At 31.4% G+C, this 24,322-nt stretch carries 27 protein-coding genes; 19 read left to right on the forward strand and 8 right to left on the reverse strand.

Annotated features, from left to right (window positions below):
• Nucleotides 1–27: 27 nt before the first annotated feature.
• From GQR94_RS07975 to GQR94_RS08065, 19 genes are all read left to right on the forward strand, one after another.
• Nucleotides 28–339 (forward strand): transposase, encoded by a 312-nt coding sequence (locus GQR94_RS07975; RefSeq protein ID WP_158974992.1) that lies wholly within the window; start codon nt 28–30, stop codon nt 337–339.
• Complete coding sequence (locus GQR94_RS07980) at nt 339–1,235, forward strand: IS3 family transposase (protein WP_233268392.1); 897 nt, start codon at nt 339–341, stop codon at nt 1,233–1,235. The genes GQR94_RS07975 and GQR94_RS07980 overlap by 1 nt, the downstream gene beginning before the upstream one ends.
• A 28-nt stretch (nt 1,236–1,263) precedes the next feature.
• Nucleotides 1,264–1,869 carry a DUF1877 family protein gene (locus tag GQR94_RS07985; protein ID WP_158974993.1) on the forward strand — a complete coding sequence of 202 codons (606 nt, stop codon included), beginning with the start codon at nt 1,264–1,266 and terminating at the stop codon, nt 1,867–1,869.
• A gap of 206 nt (nt 1,870–2,075) precedes the next feature.
• The gene (locus GQR94_RS07990; protein ID WP_158974994.1) at nt 2,076–2,597 is read left to right on the forward strand and encodes a hypothetical protein; all 522 of its coding nucleotides are present in this window, start codon (nt 2,076–2,078) and stop codon (nt 2,595–2,597) included.
• A gap of 1,347 nt (nt 2,598–3,944) precedes the next feature.
• Entirely contained in the window at nt 3,945–4,529 is a 585-nt protein-coding gene (locus GQR94_RS07995; protein WP_158974995.1) for a hypothetical protein, read from the forward strand.
• Between the two features lie 15 nt (nt 4,530–4,544).
• Complete coding sequence (locus tag GQR94_RS08000) at nt 4,545–5,072, forward strand: hypothetical protein (protein ID WP_233268657.1); 528 nt, start codon at nt 4,545–4,547, stop codon at nt 5,070–5,072.
• Nucleotides 5,073–5,453: 381 nt separating this feature from the next.
• Nucleotides 5,454–5,702, forward strand: coding sequence for a hypothetical protein (locus tag GQR94_RS08005; RefSeq protein WP_158974996.1), 249 nt, complete (start codon nt 5,454–5,456; stop codon nt 5,700–5,702).
• 9 nt (nt 5,703–5,711) lie between these two features.
• Nucleotides 5,712–6,161 carry a hypothetical protein gene (locus tag GQR94_RS08010; protein ID WP_158974997.1) on the forward strand — a complete coding sequence of 150 codons (450 nt, stop codon included), beginning with the start codon at nt 5,712–5,714 and terminating at the stop codon, nt 6,159–6,161.
• 1,022 nt (nt 6,162–7,183) lie between these two features.
• A complete protein-coding gene (locus tag GQR94_RS08015; protein WP_158974998.1) occupies nt 7,184–7,924 on the forward strand; it encodes a DUF3667 domain-containing protein in 741 nt (246 codons plus the stop codon).
• An 864-nt stretch (nt 7,925–8,788) separates the two neighbouring features.
• Entirely contained in the window at nt 8,789–9,184 is a 396-nt protein-coding gene (locus GQR94_RS08020) for a hypothetical protein (RefSeq protein ID WP_158974999.1), read from the forward strand.
• 5 nt (nt 9,185–9,189) lie between these two features.
• Complete coding sequence (locus GQR94_RS08025; protein WP_158975000.1) at nt 9,190–9,618, forward strand: hypothetical protein; 429 nt, start codon at nt 9,190–9,192, stop codon at nt 9,616–9,618.
• Nucleotides 9,619–9,625: 7 nt separating this feature from the next.
• On the forward strand, nt 9,626–9,832 hold the full coding sequence (locus GQR94_RS08030; RefSeq protein WP_158975001.1) for a hypothetical protein: 207 nt from the start codon (nt 9,626–9,628) through the stop codon (nt 9,830–9,832).
• A gap of 86 nt (nt 9,833–9,918) precedes the next feature.
• On the forward strand, nt 9,919–10,632 hold the full coding sequence (locus GQR94_RS08035) for a hypothetical protein (RefSeq protein WP_158975002.1): 714 nt from the start codon (nt 9,919–9,921) through the stop codon (nt 10,630–10,632).
• A gap of 258 nt (nt 10,633–10,890) precedes the next feature.
• On the forward strand, nt 10,891–11,793 hold the full coding sequence (locus GQR94_RS08040) for a hypothetical protein (protein WP_158975003.1): 903 nt from the start codon (nt 10,891–10,893) through the stop codon (nt 11,791–11,793).
• Between the two features lie 191 nt (nt 11,794–11,984).
• On the forward strand, nt 11,985–12,719 hold the full coding sequence (locus tag GQR94_RS08045; protein WP_158975004.1) for a hypothetical protein: 735 nt from the start codon (nt 11,985–11,987) through the stop codon (nt 12,717–12,719).
• 155 nt (nt 12,720–12,874) lie between these two features.
• On the forward strand, nt 12,875–13,132 hold the full coding sequence (locus tag GQR94_RS08050; RefSeq protein ID WP_158975005.1) for a hypothetical protein: 258 nt from the start codon (nt 12,875–12,877) through the stop codon (nt 13,130–13,132).
• Nucleotides 13,133–13,317: 185 nt separating this feature from the next.
• On the forward strand, nt 13,318–14,394 hold the full coding sequence (locus GQR94_RS08055) for a hypothetical protein (RefSeq protein WP_158975006.1): 1,077 nt from the start codon (nt 13,318–13,320) through the stop codon (nt 14,392–14,394).
• 169 nt (nt 14,395–14,563) lie between these two features.
• On the forward strand, nt 14,564–14,938 hold the full coding sequence (locus GQR94_RS08060) for a hypothetical protein (protein WP_158975007.1): 375 nt from the start codon (nt 14,564–14,566) through the stop codon (nt 14,936–14,938).
• A gap of 58 nt (nt 14,939–14,996) precedes the next feature.
• Complete coding sequence (locus tag GQR94_RS08065) at nt 14,997–15,914, forward strand: SH3 domain-containing protein (protein ID WP_158975008.1); 918 nt, start codon at nt 14,997–14,999, stop codon at nt 15,912–15,914.
• A gap of 204 nt (nt 15,915–16,118) precedes the next feature.
• Here the strand turns inward: GQR94_RS08065 and GQR94_RS08070 are convergent, their stop codons facing one another.
• From GQR94_RS08070 to GQR94_RS08105, 8 genes are read right to left on the reverse strand one after another with little or no spacing between them, the layout of a single operon-like run.
• Nucleotides 16,119–16,652: a rhomboid family intramembrane serine protease gene (locus GQR94_RS08070; protein WP_158975009.1), complete on the reverse strand. Its 534-nt coding sequence runs from the start codon at nt 16,650–16,652 to the stop codon at nt 16,119–16,121.
• Entirely contained in the window at nt 16,649–17,413 is a 765-nt protein-coding gene (locus GQR94_RS08075; RefSeq protein ID WP_158975010.1) for an ion transporter, read from the reverse strand. Before GQR94_RS08075 ends, GQR94_RS08070 begins: the two co-directional genes overlap by 4 nt.
• 44 nt (nt 17,414–17,457) lie before the next feature.
• Nucleotides 17,458–17,763, reverse strand: a complete 306-nt coding sequence (locus GQR94_RS08080) for an S-adenosylmethionine decarboxylase family protein (RefSeq protein ID WP_199271550.1) — start codon at nt 17,761–17,763, stop codon at nt 17,458–17,460.
• A 2-nt stretch (nt 17,764–17,765) separates the two neighbouring features.
• Nucleotides 17,766–19,322: a polyamine aminopropyltransferase gene (locus GQR94_RS08085; RefSeq protein ID WP_158975012.1), complete on the reverse strand. Its 1,557-nt coding sequence runs from the start codon at nt 19,320–19,322 to the stop codon at nt 17,766–17,768.
• Nucleotides 19,310–20,179, reverse strand: coding sequence for a DUF350 domain-containing protein (locus GQR94_RS08090; protein ID WP_158975013.1), 870 nt, complete (start codon nt 20,177–20,179; stop codon nt 19,310–19,312). Before GQR94_RS08090 ends, GQR94_RS08085 begins: the two co-directional genes overlap by 13 nt.
• Before the next feature lie 23 nt (nt 20,180–20,202).
• Nucleotides 20,203–21,000 carry a hypothetical protein gene (locus GQR94_RS08095; RefSeq protein WP_158975014.1) on the reverse strand — a complete coding sequence of 266 codons (798 nt, stop codon included), beginning with the start codon at nt 20,998–21,000 and terminating at the stop codon, nt 20,203–20,205.
• A 29-nt stretch (nt 21,001–21,029) separates the two neighbouring features.
• Nucleotides 21,030–21,581: a DUF4178 domain-containing protein gene (locus GQR94_RS08100; RefSeq protein ID WP_158975015.1), complete on the reverse strand. Its 552-nt coding sequence runs from the start codon at nt 21,579–21,581 to the stop codon at nt 21,030–21,032.
• A gap of 3 nt (nt 21,582–21,584) precedes the next feature.
• On the reverse strand, nt 21,585–24,281 hold the full coding sequence (locus tag GQR94_RS08105; protein WP_158975016.1) for a DEAD/DEAH box helicase: 2,697 nt from the start codon (nt 24,279–24,281) through the stop codon (nt 21,585–21,587).
• Between the last annotated feature and the right edge of the window lie 41 nt (nt 24,282–24,322).

Here is a 24,322-nt window from a genome sequence, read left to right on the forward strand (position 1 = left end):
AAATTTCAAACTTAATATATTTGAGATATGAAATACAAGAAATGGACCTTAGATCAGAAGTTAGAAATTCTCTCTATTTCAGAAGAGATCGGCATCATAGAAGCCTGTCGTAAATACGGAGTTAGTACAGGTACTTTTTATAGTTGGAAGACGAAACATGAGAGTCAAGGAGAAGCAGGCTTAAAAGTCATCTATGATACTAAAAGTAAAGAACACAAGCAGGCAGAAGAAGAAAACCGAATACTACGTAAGCTTCTAAGCAATAAGGAAATTGAATTAGAAGTACAACGAGAACTTTTAAAAAAAAAGTTTGGAACGTCCGATCCAAGAAAGATTTAGTGAATGCTGTTTATAGCAAGCATAAAATTAGTAAAACCAACATAATTAATATGGTAGGGATGGTTCATAGTAGCTATTACCGTACTCCCAGTTTTGGTAAAAAGGGTAATACTCCTAGTAAACTCACCTATCATAAATCTAGAGGTTGGGTTAATCAAGACGCTGTTATTGCTTCTATAAAAGAGATTTTAAGTCATGAATTTATAGATTGTGGTTACCGATTAATGACTTCTTACTTAAAAAAAGAAGCATACCTGATTAATCATAAAAAGCTCTACAGAATTATGAAAGAACAGGGAATGCTAAAACTAGAGAATCGGATAAACAGGAGTGGTTCTGGGCGTAAATTTGTAAAATTCAGAAAAGTAAATACCTCAAGACCAATGGAATGTTTAGAGATGGATATAAAGATGGTATGGATTCCTAATGTGGGTAAAAACGCTTATTTATTATCCATCATAGACGTACATACTCGTAGAATATTAAAAGACTATTTTTCTTTTTCTATTAAACAGGATAAGGTGATAGCGTTTTTATCAGAGTTGTTTGCAGAATACCAATACCCTGATAACGTTGTTATTAGAAGTGACAACGGTAGTCAGTTTATTGCAAATAATGTACGTGAATACCTTGGACTAATTGGGGTTCAGCAAGAATTTACACATATAGCCACACCAGAAGAAAATGCGCATATAGAAGCCTATCATGGAATACTAAAAAAAGAAATTTTTAAAAGAGTGGATTACACATGTTTTGGGCAAATTGAACAAATCTTAAAAAGGTATGTGACTTTTTACAACAATACTAGGTTACATGGGCTCTTAGGGCGTATTACACCAATGGAAAAATGGAACGCTGATAAACACCTAATTCTAATGAAAAAAATAACAGCTTAAGCTATAATCGAAATTTAAAAGATTACTCTTGTTTTATAGGGGTCAAAACATAGCTTTATTAGCAGTACCGGAAGAAGTTGAAAATATTCTAAAAAAAGCTGAACGTAAATTAGATTCGGAGTATTCAGATATAATTTTTCATCTTCCAAGAGCTTTTCAAGATGATTTTCAGGATTTTGGACATTCTGACTGGATTGAATTTAAAAATGACGCTCAAGATTTAGTTAAAAATTACCCTGAAGGAAAATTTGACTCTAAGTTCTATATTGATACAAATAGAACGTATGGAGTTCTTGATTATTTAATTGCTCAAAGAGAAAATGTAGATATTAATGATTCGAATTCCTTTTTTTATGATGGGATTAAATTTGAAAATTGCAAATCTGGTCAAGGGTTTAGTTTAATATATTGGGATTTAAATATTCTACAAAAGAAAAAGAAAATTTTAGATTCTTTATCATTTGAAAAACTCTATACATTCTATGATTTTAGAAAAATGATTGATGAAGGAGTCTATAAAATTGAACAAGTGAATGAAAATATTGAAGAATTACAAAATGTATTTATTGAAGTTAAAAAGTTTTTAAAATATGCAATTGAATTAAAAGGTTATGTGCTTGTACTGAAAAATTAAAACGCCATACAACACTATATATAGCAAATTGGGCGATTATTGCTTAATCCAAAGGTTGTTGTTTATTTGCAAAGTCGCCAAATCTTTTGATTTGGTATTAAAAGAGAAAAATTAAAACAAAATACAAAAGATTTGGCTTGTGGCTAGCTCGAAAATAATCACTTGTTTTCTGCCCAACATGCCATATATTAAACGTTACCTACAATATGAAAAAATTAATATCAATAGAAGAAAGAGAATCTAAACTTATAGAGTTTGGAGCGCCTAAAAAATTTATTCAAAGCATAGGAAATATCCCTGAAATAAAATTTCGAGTTGAAAATGTAGATGCTGCTTATTTTTATTTTCCAAAAATCACTAATTATAAAATATTGAGTGGACTTAATATAATTCCAATATACGATGAAGGAAATTCTTTTCGTGTGTTTGGATATAATGACTCAATCCAAAAGATATTTCACTTTGAATTGGAAAATGACGAAATATATACTGACTATGAAACAAATTGGGAATTACTTCTATTTGATATTATGTTTCAATACTATGAAGATGATATTGATGAAATACTTAACATAGAAACATTTAAAAAAGTTGGAAACAAACTAGGATTTGATAAATCTGAACCTCTTTATAAATTGCTTGACATTTCTTTAAACGAATACAATCAAAAATATAGAGAAATAAAAGTATGGAAAAAAGAAATAATCGAGAAACTAGAAATACAGTAGGTAATCGAGTAGACGGCTCCGCCCTTAATTAGAAACGGAGTGCGCCTCTCACACCACCGTACATACGGGTCTCGTATACGGCGGTTAGTAACCCATCTTTCCAATTGCTCTTTACACCAATCAAAACTATTTCTTACTTTATCAAATGACCACAAATTTTCTAGGGAATCGGTCACCCAATAACGAAAATTAATGCTCCATCTGGCATTTCAGAAAGGATTACTTTCAGACCTTCCTCACTTGTGAGACCTATGCAGATATGCTGCAACTCGTTTCTCGTGAGTACTATGACCTCTGCTGACTTCTCTACTATACCAACTCGTGGTTATAGAGATCTCCCCAGGTAAGAACATCTTCTTTCTCTCAATAACTGCCGTATCTACATAATTATCTTTTTGGTATTCTTTAGGGCGTTACAATGATGTGGTTGCTTACCCAGATAATTATGCCTCCTATCTCCCAGCCACATCACCGCTTTATTTGTTCAAATGTCTACCAGACATTTGGTTTTACTACGTAAAACAGCACAAAAAAGTGTTCGTCAGTACCGAGTTTTGTAGTCCTGCTTTCTTCAGTCCTAGTCTCACAACTAGCAACCTTGCAGCTTACTAATGGTTCAAGACGTTACTCTTGCACATAAGGGACTTGCACCCTCTAGATTAATTATTTACCTTTCAGTAAATCAAAAGATGCCCATGCTGGGCACACACAAAATGTAAACGGCATTAAAACGACCGTTTATACTAAACGTTGCCACACATTGCCTACAATAGATTTAAGCTGCACGGTAAATAGCAACGTCAGTAGGTTGGCCTAGATCCCTGGCAGGATTATTATTTCCACCGTAAAGAGCGTTAAAAATCAAAGGCTGTTTGAGCGATAGCGAGTTCATTTGATGTAGCGAATAAGAATGTGAAATATATCCGAAGGGGCAAGCCTTGATTTTCCCGCCTGCCGGCAGGCAGGTTTGGTTCGTTTTTTTATCAAGAAAAAAATGAACAGGTATTCAAAACTTATAAAAATAAACTCCAAGCCCTACACGCTCACCGCTCAACTCTAGGCTTAGCTCCTATAGCTTCTCACCTAATAACCCACATACGTATCATTATCTCCTAAAACCGCTCTGGCATTGAAAATACCGGATTATCTAGCGGCAAATTGAGTCTTTTAACGATTAAACAGACTTCTGAAAAAAATTCCGCTTTTACAAAAAACAGTTGCATAGCCAATTATTTTTATTTTACTTTAGTAACCGCAGGAGATTGCGACGCTTTCCCCCACAATTATGAACTGAAAACTTGCGTATTACCATACGTTAGCTTTAATATGAAGAAACACTTAATTTAAATGAAACTAAAACAGACTATTGGTTCTCAAAAAAAAGAGTTTGAACTAATTAACGAAACTGAACTGGTCATTAAAGAGAAATACCTATTAAGCACGAAGGAGCGGACCGTTGACATAGAATATATTGGCCATCAGAAAACAATAAAAACACATTCTAGAAAATCAGTAAATATTATTGGTTATTTTTTTATAATAATCGCAACAGTATGTTGGATTACGCCTTTTTTTACTGAAAACCAGAGCGAGAAACTTGACGTATTGATTTGGGGCGGTTTATTCATGACTGTTCTAGCTTTTACTTGTTTTAAAGCGCCAATGGACAATACCCTAACTTTAAGTGGTGGTCATATCAACCTAATTTTTTTTCTGGATTCACCCTCGAAAGAAGAAGTAGAAACTTTTGTTGCAAAACTGATATACCTATCGAAAGAAAAAATAAAGGAAAAATATTCAAGAATTGATTCCGACCTACCAGAGGAAACGTTTATGAACCAAATGAATTGGTTGCTCAATAACAAATTCATCAGTGAAAATGAATATCAGGAAAAGAAGAATGAATACAAAATTGGTAAATTGACCAAATAAATACTAAAGCTAAAAATGGCTATAGCCTTTACGTTAGCAACAATTAAAAAAATGATGCCGAAACACTTAATTGCAGGATTCATATTTGGAATAACAATGTCATTGCTATCGTGGATAGTAGGAATGATAATTAACGCTATTCTTTCTAAAACTGAATATTATCAAAAATTATCCAATTTTAATTTTATAAACAGTGAAATTATAAATAAAAATATCGGAATTAAATACTTCAAGTGGATTGTGAAAAATACTTTCTTCAAATTCTTTAATCAAAAAATAAAGGTGGAAAATAAAAAAACAGATTTAACCGAAATACGACACGAAATGACCCTATCAGAAATAAGTCACTTAATTGGGTTTATTTTTGTGGCAATAGTTGCAGTATATTTAAGTTTTGCTAAAAGCTCAATAGTCGGAATATCAATGATGATTCCGAATACTTTAATGAATTTATATCCTTCCTTATTACAACAAGAAAATAAAAGACGAATTGACAAGTTAATTAGCAGACGAATGAGAACTGTAGTTCAACACAGTGTATAAAACGTAATTAATTAATGCTAAATTGAAAGGTTATCGCTCATCTACAAAATTGGCAAAATTTCTAAATTTGGCTTTTATAAAAATAAAGATGAAAAAAACCTACTTGTGTATATCCTAGTTTAGCCCCTAATAAGTTCGCAGTGATCTTTTAAAACTTTTCTGGCATTGAAATACCCAACTTATTTAGTCCTGCAGCGTGTATTTCATTGTCTAAATAACCAATTATATATAATATGTACCGCTTCTTCGAAAAACAGTTGCAAAGCCAATTCTTTTTATTTTACTTTAGTACTTGCAAGCGATTGCAAAGCTCCCCCACTTTTTTAAAAAATAATATTCTCACATATATTTATACGTTTCCAACAAACTGAAAACGAACAGATGAAAAATAAAACGACCGAACAATTAAAATCGAACCTAAATACGATTAAAGGAATTACGATCACACTTATTTTTGCGATAACCCTTTTAATTGGAGTTACAGTTTATGGATTATTAACGAAAGAAGATAAATCTACATTTATTTCTTTACTTACAGTTGGAATCTCTTGTTGTGCAATTCTTCTGTTACACTATATTAATATGAAGAAAATTAAATCGGAACTGAATTTGAGAAAATTAAAGAATTAAATTTAAAAAATGAACTTTAAAACAACATTTCACTATATAAGTTATTTGCAATATCCGCTAATGCTAATTGGTTTTTATTTTGCGTTAAGTCCATATCTGATTGGAATGGAAAAATTAAGAGAAAACCCTGATGTAATTTTTGAAAACCTAAATAATTTACTAATATTTATGGGACTTGGAGTAAGTTTTTCCTCTTTGCAAGATACTACTAAAACACAAAATAATTTTTCAAAAAAAATATGGGAGAGCCCAAAAAAAGGAAAAATTACTATCATAACAATGTCCGTAACTATATTGCTATTTCTCATCTTGGGATTGATTGGTTTCTTAAATGCTAATAATGGAATTTTAAAAAATTTAGCGGTAGGACTTATCGTATTAAGTTTAGGGATGTTTGGTTTTTTAAAAGCTGCAATCGAAATGTTTGAGAACCATAGAAAAGATAAAAACCCAGATTAATTTCTAGAATTAATAATGTTGAATAGAAAAGCCAGTTGCCAAAAAAGAACTGAGCTAAAAAACAAACAAACTCTTCCTTAATCTAAGACAAGACTACTCTACGCTCATAGACTCTAAATTCAGATTCTTGAGCTTTTTTTATGCAATGAATCTGCTATTTATCCAGGCCCTATACGCTCACCGCTCAACCCTAAACTTAGCTTCTATATATTCTTAATAATAATCTACATACGTATCATTATACATTAACTTATACCCAGCTGTACGTTCCCACACATTCCCTACAATAGGTTTAAGCTGCACAGTAAATTGCAAAGTCAGTAGGTTGGCCTAGATTCCTGGCAGGATTGTTATTTCCACCGAAAAGAGCGTTAAAAATCAAATGCTGTTTGAGCGATAGCGAGTTCATTTGATTTAGCGAATAAGGATATGAAATATATCCGAAGGGGCAAGCCTTGATTTTCCCGCCTGCCGGCAGGCAGGTTTGGTTCGTTTTTTTATCAAGAAAAAAATGAACAGGTACCCAAAACTTATAAAAATAAACTCCAGTTACTACACGCATAGCGCTCCACCCTAAGTTTAGCTCTTATAAATTCTTACCTATTACACCAAGATACTTACCATTGTCTCTTAAAAACGTTCTAATATTGAAAATACCCGATTATGTAGTCCTAAAAAGTGTATTTTAATGATTAAACAACGAATTATATATAATATTTACCGCTTTTACTAAAAACTGTAGTGTAGCCAATTCTTTTTATTTTACTTTAGTAGCTACAAGTGATTGCAACGCTCCCCAACTTTTAAAAAAAAATTATATACTTACGTATATTGATACGTTGGCATTCATGGTGAAAAAAGAAAAACTTAAACTAATCAAATATGGAAAAAGAAAAACCAAAAAAAAGTAAAGGAAATTTCTATACTGGTCTCATTGTTGGCTTTATTTTATGGGCTGTGATTAGAGAATTTTTATGGCCAATGATTTCTAATTAATTACTCAATCAAAGTGAACAACTAAAATGAATGAAGAAATACATTATAAACAATGTAAGAAATGCGGAACAGAATTGACCGATGCCTTTTGCTGTAGATGTGGAAGCCCTAAGACTTTACCAAAAATTAATGGAAAATATGTTATTTCAGAAGTAGTTAGTGTGTTAAACTTTGATAAAGGAATTTTCTATACGGTAAAAGAACTACTTATAAGACCAGGAGAAAACGTTCATAAATTTATTCATAGCGATAGGAAAAGACTTGTAAAACCTATTATATTTCTAATAGTTTGCTCGTTTATTTACAGTTTAACACAACAACTTCTAAAATTTGAGGATGGTTATGTTAATGCTAGTGGTTTTGGAGATTCAGCAATTACAAATGTTTACGAATGGATAAAAAAAAACTACGGCTATGCAAATATTCTAATGTCAATTTTCATCGCGTTTTGGATTAAACTTTTTTTTAAAAAATATAATTACAATTTTTTCGAAATTATAATCCTATTGAGTTTTGTAATGGGTATAGGAATGTTGATTTATACAGCATTTGGCATGATTGAAAGTATTATTAAAATAAGAATATTACAGTTTGGTGCGATTTTAGGGTTTATATATACTTCTTGGGCAATAGGACAGTTTTTTGACAAAAAGAAAAAAATGAATTATTTGAAAGGCATAGTAGCCTATATTTTAGGAATGATTACATTTTATTTTCTTGTGGTAATGTTAGGGATAGGTATTGATGTACTAATGAAATTCCAATAGACAACGAATGGCATCAAAGAACTGATCTAAAAAACAAACAAACTCTTCCTTAATCTGAGGCAATACTACTCTAGGCTCATAGATTCTAAAATCAGGATCTCTGAGCTTTTTTTATTCAATTTATTTCCTACTTATCTAGTTACTACACTCACAGCGCTCCACCCTAAGCTTAGCTCCTACAGGATCTTACCTAATAATCCAAATGATTATCTTTGTCTCTTAAAACCTTTCTAATACTGAAAATACCCGATTATTAAGATTTAAAGAGTGTATTTTAAACAACTAATTATATATATTATTTACCGCTTTTACTAAAAACTGTAGTGTAGCCAATTCTTTTTATTTTACTATAGTAGCTAACAGAGATTGCAAAGTCAGTAGGTTGGCCTAGATCCCTGGCAGGATTATTATTTCCAACGTAAAGAGCGTTAAAAATCAAATGCTGTTTGAGCGATAGCGAGTTCATTTGATTTAGCGAATAAGGATGTGAAATATATCCGAAGGGGCAAGCCTTGATTTTCCCGCCTGCCGGCAGGCAGGTTTGGTTCGTTTTTTTATCAAGAAAAAAATGAACATGTACCCAAAACTTATAAAAATAAACTCCAGTTACTACACTCCCTGCGCTCAACCCTAAGCTTACCTCCTACGGGTTCTTACCATTTAGCTCACATACTTGTCTTTATCTCTTAAAACTGTTTTAGTATTGAAAATACCCTGTTATTTTCCCTTAAATCATGCATTTCAACGATTAATAGGAACACTTTAAAGAAAACTCTGTTACCTCTGTGGAAAACCGCAAGTATACCATTTGCACTCCTATTACCTTCGATTTAACGAAAATTTTCAAAATAAAAAGAGGAAAACATGTGGTATAAAATTATGGAAGTAACGGAATGGTTTGGTGAAATGTCCGAGCGATACCGACTAGTTAAAGATTTTAATCGAGCTGCAAAAAATTCATTTATAGTAGGGGTTGCTCCAACACTGCTAGAAGCAAAAATAACTAAAGGAGATAGCAATTATCGCCATGCATTTTCAAAGTGGATGGGCGGGGGTTTTAGAATTAAAGCTCTTTCTGGACGTGCTTTAGAAAAAAATGAACTTGTAGAAATAGGTCGCGTGGTATTAGATAATGAAATTCTTACTAGAAAAATGATTTCACTTGGTTGGGACACTTTAGAAGTCCATGCAAATGAAGGATACAATGGAGCAAAGTGGGCACTAAAAGACCACGCCAAAATAGGAGGCTTTATAAATTAATAAACATGAAAAATATTCTATTACAAGGTGCTAAAGATAGTATTACAGTTACCGAACTAACTAATCAAGATACATATTCACTTTCAATTTGGTTTTGGATTGCAACTGTAGAGTTAGTAATCATCACTTATCTACTCCTAAGATCAAATAAGAAAAAAAATGAATTACAATTTGCCAATTTATCGAAGGATAAAGTAAGAAATGCTAAAAATTCAAATATAGATATGGATAATCTAATGAATAGCATAAATGGTTCAAAGGATTTGTACAAAGAATTAAGCAGAGCATGCCACCCAGATCGTTTCATAAACACAGACAAGCAAAAAATGGCTGAAGATCTTTTTCAAGAAATTTCTAAGAACAGGAGAGACTATGAAAAATTAAACGCTTTAAAACAAATAGCAATAACTAATCTAAATATCAACTTTAAATAAATAAAATATGGACGATGGAGCAGTAGTAATTATCCAACTAGTATTAAGAATTGTAGGCCTTTTTGTTTGCGTAAATAAAGCAGGAGAACTAAATAGAAGTACCGGAGGGTGGGGCTTTTTTGGCTTTGTATCTCCAATTTTAGCAATGATTTGGATTCATTTTATGAAGCCAATAATTAAATGGGATGAAAATGTTAACATAAATAAACCATAAAAAATGAACCTCAGCCCTTACCATAACTAAAATACAATAAAAGCTAAACATTTATAACAGATCATATTAATCAAACACACACTATTATGACCAAAACCAAACTTATACCATTAGTACTACTAGCGGTAACTTTTACAAGTTGCTCCTCTACAAAAAATTTAAAATTCTCACAGAAAGCAGATGATATTGTAACTACAACATCATTAAAAGAATTTCTAGATTCCAACAAAAAACCGAAGGTAGTATTACGAATTAATGAAGGCTCTGTTAGTGCAAACGTTACCGAAGACCAAAACAATGATTATTTGTACAATGCCATTGAAAACCAATTATTAGCTAGTGGTTTTATCGTTAGAGACCGCCAACTTTTTAATCAAATTATTGGGAACAAAGAAAATAATATTGATTATCAAAAGCTTAAAGAAAAATCTGATACCGATCTAATTCTAGAACTCACAAAGCTAAACCCACAAGTTACTTATGAAACTAACAAGTATTATGATAAAAATGACCGTGAACGTATTGAAAGTTTCTACACCTATAAAAGGTATGGCGCCGCGGTTGAGTTTAAAGTAGTACTTATTAAAAGCAATGAATTTGCCGGTGTATATAAGTTTAACTACACTCCTTGTTCTCAAGGCAAAGGCTGCTCTATCTCAAAATCTACTAGTCAATTGCGCAAGGAACGCAGTAAGCAAGAACGGTATAAGACTGAAGCGTATGAAGGCGTAGAACGCGATGAACTAGAAGTTTTTATAAAAGATGCGACTCAAAAACTAGTGAATGAAATGATGAAGTAGAATTGCCCAGAATTGCAGAAGATAAACTACAAGATTATATTATTCTAAACAGTGTAGTTCAACGATTAAATAAACTATTATAAAGAAAATATCCCGTTTCTGCGGAAAACCGCAGAATAGGTGTTTTTATTAAATCTACATTAGTATCTGTAAGAAATTACAACTCTCCCCCACACAGCAAAAATTAATAAATACATACTTGCGTATATAAATACGTTAGCAAACTTTTAAAAAAACACTAACCAAAACAAACCAACTATGAACGCTTTTTTTGGCTTTTTAGCTCTTGCACTTTTCATTGCTTTAATCGTAGGACTTATTAAACCCTCAATAATTTTAAGATGGTCAAAAAAACCAACAAGACTTAAAGTTTTCGGATTTTGCATTATCGGATTTATTGGCATGGTAATTATTTCAATCGTGACAACAGATAAAGATGAAATGGCTATATCCAATATCGAATCTGCAAATAAATATATTGAGAAGGGGAAATATGAAAATGCAATGACATATCTTAAAAAGGTAAAAGAAGACAATTCTCTGTATCAAGAAGCTCAACAAATTATTAAAAAAACGGATAGTTTAATCAAACTAACTGAAGAAGAAAAATTGTTGGCCAAAAATGCGGAAATAGCAAAAACAAAGGAGGAAGAAAAAATAAAGCAAAAAGAGCAACTTAACCGTGAATTAAAATCTATTGCGGATGGTATTGACTTTTCAAGTTACAGAGAAAATGTCGAATCTCTTCAAATAGAATTAATATTATTTACTTCCTGGGCAAAAACAATCGCAGACGGAGAAAATTCAGATGACACAGGAATTAAAAATCTTGCCACCCAATTAAAATCTAAAGTTGTAAAATTACAAGTGCGAGAATTTCCGATCTTAAGAAAAGAATATACAAAAATAGTTGCCAAAAAAATATGGGAAAATGATATTGACGTAACTTCAAGCAGTAGAGGGAATCGATATATAAATTTTTCGGGAGGAGTTTTCGCAGCGAACAAGAATAAACAGGAATTTCAAGAACAGGTAAATGAAGTTTTGAAAATGTTTAGATTTAACCAATCGCGCTACAGATGGTATAAAGGAGCTGATAAATATACGTATTATACAATATACGAGGGTAAAGACTCCGATTTAATGTCGTTTGACAAATAAAGATGAATAAATAACTGTGCTTAACCATGTATAAAAAAAATAGACGATTCAGTGCTAAAATATAAGCCATTAGTTAGGATTAACCTTTGTGCTTTACTGAAAGTTTAGTGCTTCGAAATCTCCTACTTGTTAAATACTTACCATTAGCAGCAATTTGAAAAAGTCAGAAAACACATTATAAAAAGTAAATTATGAATAAAACCCTGTGGATTTTACCTGTTCTAATTTTATTAAGTTGTAAAGAAAATAAAGAATCAATTACAAAAACTAAAACTGAAATTATAAAGGATACAATACTAGAAAAACCTATGAAAGCTAAACCGAAGTACAAAATAGATTTCGACGCTACAAAAATATTAAACTTCACGGTTGAGAATACTGAATTTTCCAGCCTAAAAGCTTTGACACAAAAATTATCTGACTATTCTACTCAAGAACTAGAAGACTTACCAAACTTCATCAGATTGACAATGTCTATTGTCGTACCATTCGATATTTCGAAAAAGAATCTTGAAAATACTCTTAAATCCATCGTTCATGAGGAAACAGAAAAAAATAATGACATTGATGAAATTCTAATATTTGCTTATGATGATAAAAAGGACATCGGAACTGGTTATACATTCGGGAAATTACTATGGGCGCCCAATGCTAAAATAGGAAATGTAACACCTGAAATAGCCCTAAAAAATGTTCGAACGAATTATCGATTTGATATAATCATCAAAGAAAAAGTTGGTAATATTAAAAAAGAGGATTTGCCCACAAAAAGAGAATTAGAAATTTACAACGAAATGATGGATGAAAAGTATATTGGAATGGACGATGATGTAATCCGAGATATTGTAATGAAAAAATTCAAAATTAAAACTGAGAAAGAATACGAAAATATTTATTTAAAAGTTGGTGTTTATAAAATTTTTTAACGCTAGTCTAAAAAAAAATTTACAAAAAAATGTAGATTTTAAAATTAAATAAGGATTATTGCTTGTTCTATTATATCTAAATTTCCTTTTGGGTATTCCTTGCACATAAACACCTAACTTTCTAGACACGTAAAGGTTGCAAAACAAATAAAATCATGATGATATCTTCCGAGGAATTAAGAAAGCACGCTAAATTATTTTTTCTAGAGTTTAAAGACCCTAGATTTAATTTATCAATAATAGAATCCAAAGCTCTTTCATATGTAAAAAAGAACGACAACTTCAAATACAAAGATGTCGTTAATTCAAGCATACTTATTGACTTATTGAGCGATGATTATGGGTACATAGAAAAAGATAAAAATAATGTGCATTACGTATTTACTCAAAAAGGGCTTGATTATCTAAAATAATGAATTAAGAAACCTTTTAAAATAGTACTCTAAAACTAGTCTTGATTTAATTTCTAATTATCTATTTTTTAAGTGGATTATGAAGTCGTTAAGTCTTTAATATCTATCTTCAAAGTAAAAAATCACCTTTCAGTAGGTTGGCAGAAAATGAGCTAGGCCTAATCGTTAGTGACAATTCAAAAAAAATGACCAAACTACTACTCTTATCTTTTTTAGCCTTATCCATTGGTATTTCTCAAACAATTATGGGGCAAGAAATAGATTCCACCGCTTTAAAGCAACTAGAATTTATTAAAAAAGTAACCTATGGTATGGGGCATGATCTCTTTAAAACAAGAGAACTTTCCTATAAAATAAAAGAGGACTACATGGCTCCTTGGGATAAGTTATCCAATAGCAGCATGGAAAATTTGGCTACGGGTTTAGATACTATAATTTCTAATGGGTCTATTGTTGTAGAGAAAGGTCATTTTGAGGAAATTAATGTGGTCTTTAGCTCTAAAGTAGAAGGTATCGAAAATCTTGACGACATCTTTACCATAGAATTAATGGACTATACCTTATTCGATGCAAATAAAAACCCGATACGTCTAAAGGAAAGCGCACGAACTAATTTTGGTGCTATATCTAATTCAGGAATCAAAAATGGTCAACAGTTTTTATACAACTACAGAACCATTAGAAGCGCTTTCGAGATAGAATCAAAAAAAGATACTCTTGGTATTTCAGGAACCATACAATTAAGGGCAAGCTTTCTTTCTGGGTATGACAAAGTAGTAATCACCCCAAAAGATATTGGCAAAAAATTTACTATAGGTCTTAAAAAATATGAGGTTCTAAATGTTTTCAACAATATTATAATCTTAAAACCTGATTCGGAAAATGAAAATCTTGATCGCAATTTTAAGATTGTAAACCTCAATGCTAAGGGTGATGAAATTGGACAAATAGCCTATTTTGATCTGCTGAAAATGAATGAAGGAAAAGATAAGCCTATTGAAATGATTGGCGTAGGAACACAAACCATTTCAGAAAAAATTTACAAGATATTTTCTGAAAATCCGACTATTTCAAAAGAGGAATTTGATAGTATCATTGACCCGATTGCAAAAAAAATATTTAGTGCTAAAGATATTAGAGCCGAAAGAGAAAAGCAATTTGGCGAAACATATATTGCGATAACAAATGCCGGACCTGTAGAAAACTGTTATCTCTATCTTGAAAAAAGGGAACTTAAAAGAGCGTTCGAAAAAGAATTCTAATACACATGATCTTTACCTAATACGGACCTAAAGGCTTAAAAAGTATGGTCTGCATATACCCAATTGGGTACAAGCAGATTTATCATAGGGCTTTAGAGAAGCTCCCATTTTTTTTTAATAGAACTTATAGTGGCAAACAATTACAAGTAAAAGACTCCGTTTTAAAATCATGAAACCCCATAAAATAGCCCTTTTAGATAACTACCAGCTCTATCAATTGCTACAAAACCAAGCCATTGATACCCGTACCCTAGCAGCACTCAAAAAAGAATATGCTTCGCGTAAATTATCGGGATATGAACAAGAGCGATTGGCACAAAAATATGCCGCTGTCCATACGGATGTTAATACGGCTTTAGAAAAAAAACCTTGGAGCCCTATTTTAACAGGCTTTGCCTATAACAAGCATTTTAGGTACATCGCCTTCTTAAAAGTGCATGGACGTAAACAAGAAGCTAAGCAACACCTACTAGAACTCTATCTAGGTCTTGCGCTCTACTTTTTAGGGTTTATTGCTTTCCTGTTACTCTTCCGCACGCTATAAAAGCAGAAAACTGTATCTTATGATGCGCTAAAGGACACCAAATTTTAACCCACATTATATGAATAACCTGTACCTACTACTCTTTGTTTTTATTTTATGTGCTCCTTTTAAGCTACGGTCTCAACACCAACCCAAAGACAATCCCATCTATACCGTTGCTGCTAAAAATGGCCTTACGGTTAGGAGTGAAGCTTCTATTCGTGGTGAAAAATTAGGAAAATTCCCTCCTGGAGAATATGTAGAATTGCTAGAAGATACGGGTACCTATTTGTCGCTTACAGATCATGGCGTAGCCGTAAACGGAAACTGGTTTAAAGTAAAAACGATGCGTAATGCTTGGGACAACAAACCCATCTTAACCGGTTATGTCTTTAGTGGGTATTTATTAAAAAATGAACACAAACCGTACAACCCTTCTGATGCGCTTACCACGGAAAAAACCACCTTAAAATTTGACAGTTTTGATCTTAGCTTTTATTTTTATGAAACGGAGAAGGGCTCTGAAACTTCTACTACCATAAAGAAAGATACCCTGTTTATGTATGAAGCGGTATTTAATGATTTAGGAGACCGGTTACTTTATATTGAACCGAAGGTAAACACCACTAAAATTGAATTGTTCTATACGTTTAAAGAATCGGTTTGGGAATATAATTTTGATGCATCAAAATCAAAAGAAAAATATGCTTGGGAGGGGTATGGCCCTTTTAAAGAACTACCACTCACAAGAAATATGGCCTTATTTCCTCAAATAGGGTATGATGAAGTTGAAACCTCTAGGCAGGTAAATTTAAAATTAAATGATACGCTGGTGCATTACCCAGGAGAAATGGGAGGCACTACAGCGACGATGAGCTACCAAGGAAGACCTTTAGTGCATTTTATTGCTGATGCTCTTTTAAAGATAGTATTACACCATAGCAATGGTACTACAGAAATTAAATACGTAAATATTACCTTGTCTTACGGTTGCTAAACCATTTACAAGAACAAGACATCGTTTTAAAGTCATGGATACCCCTAAAATTAATCGCTTAGACAACTACCATCTGTATCAATTACTACAAAACACTTTAATTGATGCCACTACCCTAGCGGCGCTAAAAAAAGAATATGTTTTGAATTTAAATTCTTGATTATTTTTTAAGACACTTTAACCTTGTTGTTGGTTACTAACGTTTCAGCGTCTATTTTTTGTAAGTATAAATGCTATTAAAACACCTGATATAGCACCAAAAAGATGACCTTCCCATGATATGTAACTTTCTAAAGATGGAAATATTCCCCAAATTAAACCCCAATAAACTAACGTAACAGCAATAGAGACGAGGATAGGTATGAATTTTTTTTCTAAAAAACCATTTACAATTAAAAATGCTACAAGACCATATATGAGGCCACTAGCCCCAATATGATTTCCGTTTCTTGCAAATATCCAAACAAGTATTCCGCCAACTATAATTGTAAATAAAACTACAGATGTTGCTTTTTTAGGGTAAAAATAATTTAGGGTTGTAAGTAATATAATTAGGGGTGCTGTATTTGAAATTAAATGCGAAATACCACCATGTAAAAAAGGCGATGTAATAATACCAATAAGTCCATTTACAGTACGGGGGACGATACCAAAATTAGCAATGGGTGTAAAAAGACTAATCCCATAAACGATGTAAATAAATAGAACAAATATGATACTGTTTTTAATCGGAATCATATATCAATACTTTTCCCGCAATGTGGGCAGTTACACTCTTTGCTTTTCTTTTTAGTTTGAATTCTGCTAATAAAGGCAGAACTAATGATACCTGTAGGAAGCGCAACAAAACCAATACCTATTAAGGCAATAACACCACTTAGTAATTTACCCAAACCTGTAACTGGGTAAACGTCTCCATAACCAACCGTAGTTAATGTAGCTATTGACCACCAAAAGGCATCTCCAATATTTGAAAATTGCTCTGGTTGATCATCATGCTCTATATAAAACATTAATGTAGATGATAAAATCATCAACACAAAAGTTACAAAAATTGTAATGGTTAGTTCGGCTTTTGTTTCTTTAAAAATGTATTGGATAGTTTTTAAAGAACTTGAATACCTGCCAAGTTTGAAAATTCTAAGTAATCTAAATAAACGAAGAATTCTAATAACCCTTAAATCAAAAGGAAAAATAAAGGGCAAGTAAAAAGGGAGAATAGCCAGTAAATCAATAATTCCGCTGGTAGAAAAGGCAAAATTAAGCCGTTCTCTTTTATCTTCTTTTGTTTTGTCAGAAACCCAAATTCGTATAAAATATTCAAGAGTAAAAACAATAACAGAAAACAGTTCAAAAAAATAAAAAGCGAGACTAAATTTAGTTCTCAGTTCATCATACGATTCAAGTATTAAAGCGAGTATGTTTAATACAATAAGCGCATAAATGAATTTGATGAAATACTGATTGTAATTAATAAAATCGCTTACTTTTTTTTTCATTTTATTCAAGTTTTTATGTAAAACATATTTTAAAAAAAAGTGTTTTACACTTCTTTATCCTCTATTTTATCAATAAACGATATTAGTTTTTCTTCGTTACAACTACTTAATTCAATATAACTTTTATTGCTTTCAGGAAAGGTGTGAACGGCTAAATGGCTTTCGGCTAGTAGCCAAAAACAAGTATATCCTTGCTCAGGAAAGTGGTGCTCATTAAAAAGAATAATGGTGAAACCAGCTTGCTTTAGCAATTTGCTGTATACTTTTTTTAACTCTTCGGGATCTGTACAAGTAGACCAAAAGTTATGGTTGTATATATTTGCTTCTGTATGTTTATAATTTGTATTCATATTTAGTATAAATCCCAATTACCATCTAAATAATACTGATATAAAACAGGGTTGTGTACTTTATTAACTTCAATACTATCATTTAATTTGAAAAAATCTTTACCAAATGATGTTATTAATTGCATAGCCTCATTATTTATCCAGTTTGTTTGAACATTTTTAAATTGAATATTTTGAATTTTCTGTTTTAATTGCTCAGAAGTTATCGTTGTGTTTTTTGTTCCAAGAACCCAACCCCATTCTCCCATAGAAATTACTTGGTTGTGTAATCTTACGGTTGTAAAACCTGCAGATTTTAATGTTTCATCAATACAACTAAAAGCTTTTGTTGCAAAATATGGACTGCCCGCTTGTGTAATAATTAAGCCATTAGGCCTAAGTTTTCTGTAACAAAGCGAATAAAACTCATGAGAGTACAACCTACCTAGTTCTATGTTTCTTGGGTCAGGCAAATCGGCAATAATGACATCATAAAAGTCAGTAACATTTTGCTCTAAATGTATGTAGGCATCTTTATTGTAAATCTGTAATTTTTTACTGTTCATGCTACCTTGGTTGATATTTATTAACACAGGGTGATTGGTTCCTAAATCTGTCATTTTCGGATCTAGATCAACCATATCTATTTTTTCAACACTTGGGTATTTTAAAATTTCTCTAACCGCACAACCATCGCCACCACCAAGTATTAGTATACGTTGCGGATTTGGGTGTAATTGCATGATTGGGTGCACCAAAGGTTCATGATACATTTTTTCATCAATAGAACAGAATTGTAAGTTACCGTTTAAATATAGCCAATGTTCATCTTTCCATTCGGTTAAAACGATATTCTGATATTTAGTTTGCTCGGAATAGACAATTTTATCTTTATATTTTTTTTGCTCTCCCCATTGTATGATAGGTTCTGTAAAAGCAATACCGGTAATTAAAATACCGAATACAATGGTTAACACTGCTTTTAATTGTACTATCTGTCGCTTTTTAATTTTATCTTTAAAACGATAAAAAACAATTAACGCGACTAAAAAATTGATAATTCCAAGGACAAATGGGGTATAAGACAATCCTAAAATAGGCAAGCCTATAAATGCAAAAAATACACCTCCGATAAGGCTTCCGTAATAGTCTTTTTCTAATATAGAAGAAATGTTACTTTTTAAATCTTCGTACTCTTTATTAATTCTTACTACTAACGGAATTTCTAATCCAATTAATAACCCAATTAGCATACATAAAGAATAAATAACAATGCCGTAATATTCACTTACAGCGGCAAGTGTATATACCAGTACAGACGAGAATGCTACGATTAAAGATAATGAAGCTTCTAAAATTAGAAAATTCTGAATTAAATTTTTCGTAATTAACTTACTTAACCGACTACCTAAGCCCATGCAAAATAGCATAAGAGATACAATCATTGTCCATTGAAAAATTGAATTTCCAATAAAATAAGTAGCTAATGTAGATAGGGTGTATTCAGCTACAATCCCTGCAAAGCCTGTTGCAAAAATTGCTGCTTTTAATATGAAAGAGTTTTTTTTTAGATACTCCATGTAATTAATATAGCAGAAGCAACATAAGCAAAGGCTTCAATTAACCCTGCACCGACATTTGGTTTTTCTTGATTGATAATTTCATCCGTAAGTTTTCTTCCTGGTAATAAAACTTTATCAGTGAAAATACGCATTATAGGTAGTAGAATGCAACCTATTACAGTTTGCAGTGTAATATCAATTAATGTTGTTGTCCAATCTACAAAAGGATCTAAAATAGCATTCATGGTAATAATACCAATGGCTAATATTGCTCCAGAAAAACTTATTCCAGCCGCAACATTATCCTTTTCTACTTCGTCATGTATGCTATAACCCATCCATGCGATAAATATTTTAGAAGCAATAATTAAAACAACATTACCGATAACCCAGTATATAAAAAATGTTGAAAGCCCTTCAATTAATGTTTCAGATTCTCCGACTAACGCACCATATAAAATAAGTCCGTTTGCAATATAAATAGCAGCTTCAATAACCCCTGAACCTTCATTTTTATCAGTAATTATTTCTTTCTTTAAATCAAATTTATTTAGAATTACTTTATTACTAATCCAAGCAGCTAATAATAGCAATAAAATAGCAAAAATTCCATAAATGAAAATGTGCTGAATATCAGTAATAAAGTCAAAACTCTCCCCTACAATAGCCCCACCAATAGCGATAATTAAAGCAGCAAAATAACCCACATAAGAAAGGATGAAAGCAAAGTTATCTTTCTCAACCAGTTCTTCCTGAATATTAATACTTGGGTGTAAAAGTTTATAAGCTAATTTACCAATAATAAAAATGATAAATCCACTTAAGATGTACCCCAATGAATGTGATAAATCTAAAATATCTATGTATTTGTCCATGTTTTTCTAGCGTTTTGTGCGTATTATTTTCCGAAACCTCCGCTTCGAGAGCGAGAAGAACTTGAATTACTATACCTGTTTGTGTTTCTTGACGTTTGGCTTGAGCCATTGTAACTTTTACTTGAGCTGTAGCCTTTAGATTTTAAAGCAGAAGAGCTTCTGGTTACATTAGTTCTAACCTTGTCTTTAAATGTTTTAGGTTTTGAGTTCCAGTTCGAGTTTGCATTTTTATACGTAGAAGTACCAAAATTTTTATTTCTACCATAATAGCTACTTCTTCTGTAATGATTAGTTCTGTAATAATCATAATCGTTTCTGTAGTATCTATGGCTAGGACCATAAAAAAGAGAGCTCATAAAATGGTATTGTCCATAAAAAGCCCAGAAAGAACTACCATTGCTATGTGTTTGCCAATGCCCATATTTTTCGTTACCTACATAATTGCTATACCCTGCAGGAGTAGATTGTTTATCTAAAACACCCTCTTTTTTAGATAATATAGTCATGCCTAAATCTTCCTGATAATCTTCAAAAGTAATGGCAGAAACTTCTTGCCATTCTGTTGTTTTTATATCAAAATCATCTTCAACAGCTTCTGTGGTGTTTTTAGCTTTTTCAATAATGATTTTATATTTATGATAATATTTATCAGTATCTTCTTTGTAATCCATATCAGCAAGAATTACACTGTAATTCTGAGTGTCAATATGTGTTGTAATAATGGTGTCTAGAGGAGATTTAAGGTACTTTTTACGCTCTTCTCCACAAGATACAATTAGCAGAAGCATACTTGTAAAAAGTATCGTTTTAAATAGTTTCATTGTAGTTGGTTTAAAATCAAATTTAATGTTTAATAATTGTCTGCAACCGGTAAAATGTTAGAAATTTCAATTTCTTTAATAATAATTCCCTTACTCACCTCAAATTCTTCGTCGTCATATTGCTCAATAGAAAGTGTTTTTTCTTCCTCTTCATCTAAGTAATTATATGAGACTAGTTCTTCCCAATTTGCGGCATCAATTTCTTTAGAATAACCAGGTGTTTTTTCGTCTAGGTAATACATAACACCTTTGTAATTTATTTTTTTTGGAGGCTTCTGGTTAGACTCCATATAATCACAAACATCTTCTCCTAGTTTTCTTAATTTTACTTTTTCCGATAAAGTTACAACCAAACCTCCATCATCTTCAATATGTAAAAACTTTTCAATAGTACCGTTTTTGATAACAAATTCACGAGTAAAGTAACTATTCCCCCAATCGTATTCAAACAAAGCAGTAACGGTCCAAGTTTCTATACCATATTCAAAAATATAGCCTTTACCCAAATCCCTAACGGTTATATTGGTAGGGTCGTAATGTCTTTCTTCCTTTTTTTTCTTTAAAAAATCAAATATTCCCATATGTTATTTGTTTATGAGTTGTTTTAGTTTTGCTTTAGCTTGTATTTTATTTTCACTCCAAAATCGATAATGTAATGGTATTGTATGAATACCAACTCTTGCAAAAGTTTTGTAACGTTCTATAGTAAATGCATTATAAAATTGACCAGGATACCCTATAAGGTCTATAAAGTAATTTTCATCATTATGAGTGAAAAATACATCCAAAATAGACCCCGCATAAGGGTATCCGCAATTAATTTCTTTAATTTCAATACTATTTAAATAAGATGTAATTTCTTTTTGAAAAACATCTTCAGATAATTCGTTTTCCTTTTTCTGATACTGATAATTTTCAATAAAACTTAAATACTTTAAAAATAGAGAATCTTGTTTTAAATCTTTTTTAGCGACAGATGTAAATATGTATTGAAATGATTTAGCTCTTGTAGTACCTACGTTTAAGACCTCGCTTTTATTTAAATGGTTATAAGCAGAATGGTGTGTGTTTTTGCAAACAGTAAAAGAAATAAGAATAATTTCTCTTTCTGAACCTTGAAAATTATAGGGTGTACCACAAAGCAAATCAAAGCGTTTTATAATTGTTATATCAAATTTATCACCAATTAATTTATTGATGTGTTTTGCTTGGTTTGCAAATGGCGTAATAATACCTAAAGAAGGTACTGTAGCATTACCCTCATGCAGTTTAATAAGCTCGGTAAGTTTTTCAATTACCTTATTTGCTTCTTTTACATTAACACCTTGGATGTTACGCTCACCATTAATATAATTTATTTCAATTTGTTTTTTAGAAGTGAACTCAGTTGTCGATTTTATTATTTCTAATTGTTGATCGTAAAATTCTTGATTATTGAACTCTATCAATGAAGGTGTAGATCTGTAGTGTTCTCTTAAAAAAGTAACTTGATCTTGGTTAGAAACTTTACTTATATAAATATCTAAAATGCTTCTATTTCTATAGTCAAAAATAGGGTCTTTAGGTAGCTTATGTTTGTCTAGTAAAGTTAACTGTTGTGCTTTACCAATAAATGAATAATGCCTTAATTGATTTGGGTCTCCGCAAATAACAACGTGTTTTGCTCTATAAATAGCAGGTAGCGCAGTAGCAATATCGCATTGTGTTGCTTCATCTATAATTACTAAATCAAATATTTCTTTTTTTAATGGAAAGACAGTGTTTAATTCTGATAAATGAGCCAGCCAAAGAGGAAAAACTTCAAGGATTTTCGTAAAATCTAGTTCTTCAATTATTTTTTTTGATTCACTAAAACTAGATGCGGATAATGCATCGTAATAGCGCACTAGTGTTTGCCTATTTTTAGCAGCATTTTTATTACTCTGCTCAAGGCTTAAGTTTTTAACATATGTTTTAAGCTCACTAACAATGAGGCTTGTGTTTATATTTACATAATGTATTGTATTTAAAAAATCGAGATTTTCGTTTTTAATAAACTGTAATAGTATTCGATGAACTTTTTCCTTTAAAGTCAATTTATCTTTAAAAGTCAGGTTCGAAAGTTTTAATTCTTTAGCAACTATCTTTTCATACTTTGTAATGAGTGTCTTTGATCTTTTATGTAAAGAATGTATGTTGCTTGAGTCAGTATAAGTTCTTGATACAATGCCACTAATTTTCTTCTTAATTTTAGATTTTAAACTTATTTTAAACCGATTACCAGAGGTGTGAATAAGTAAGTCCTTTAACTCAAAATCTTTTATCAGGTTCTCTCTAATTACTTCAACAGCCTGTTTAGTTTTAGAGACTACAAGTACTGATTTTTTTTTAAGAATAGCATCTATAGCAATAGCACTTATACTATATGATTTTCCTGTGCCAGGTGGGCCAATAATTACCGAGTTATTATATTTTTGACTATTGTAAAGGGCTTTTAACTGCTCTGGGTTTAGTCTGTTTTCAAGGTAAGTTTCTGATGGGCTATTTGTACTTGTTGTTTGGTTGAATAATTCTTTTAAAGCTGCGTTAAACTCGTTATTACTTGCAATACTTTCTAAATCGTTAATGATTTTTGTAGAAGCAATCGATTTTTCGATAAATACAGTTCCGCTAGCCGGAACAATTTTAAAAGGCTCTTCGGTGGTATGGTCTTTAAGTTGCTTCCTTATTTTTGTAATATTCCAGTTTTGAGGAAAAAAAGTAAGCTCTGAAGTATCTATATTTTGAGCAAATGAATTGAAAGCTTTTTCTATTTCGAATGCATCTTCAATTTTATCAGAAAATAGCTCTGTTAGCCTGTTTTCTAACTTATCTTTTGAAACATCATCTTTAGCAATTTTATTTAAAAAAGAAGTATTTAATAAAAAGTCGTTTTGATTTATTCTAATGAATTTATCATCATCTTTTTCTACAATATCACAGGGGTATAATACTAAAGGGCTACAAATTATAGGATCAGTACTAAGCCCTGTTGGTGTTTCTTTTCCTATAAAATAAAAACTAGCATAATACAATGATTTTTCTAATTTGTATAAGAGTAGTTCTTTCTCTAGCTTTTCAAGGTCTTTATTGTCATAATAAATTATAGGTGATTTTTGATTTATCAGCTGCTCATTATCTTTTACAAACCACTTAAATTTATACTTATTATTTAATATGTTATTTACCGTAAACTCTTTATAGTCTAGCTTATAACAATCTTTAAAGTAATTAAAAAAGTTCGTTGCCGAATTAACACGCATATTATAACTGTTAAAAACTAATTTTGAAAGGTTTACTATTA

The sequence above is a fragment of the Cellulophaga sp. L1A9 genome (genome assembly GCF_009797025.1).
Lineage (GTDB): Bacteria > Bacteroidota > Bacteroidia > Flavobacteriales > Flavobacteriaceae > Cellulophaga.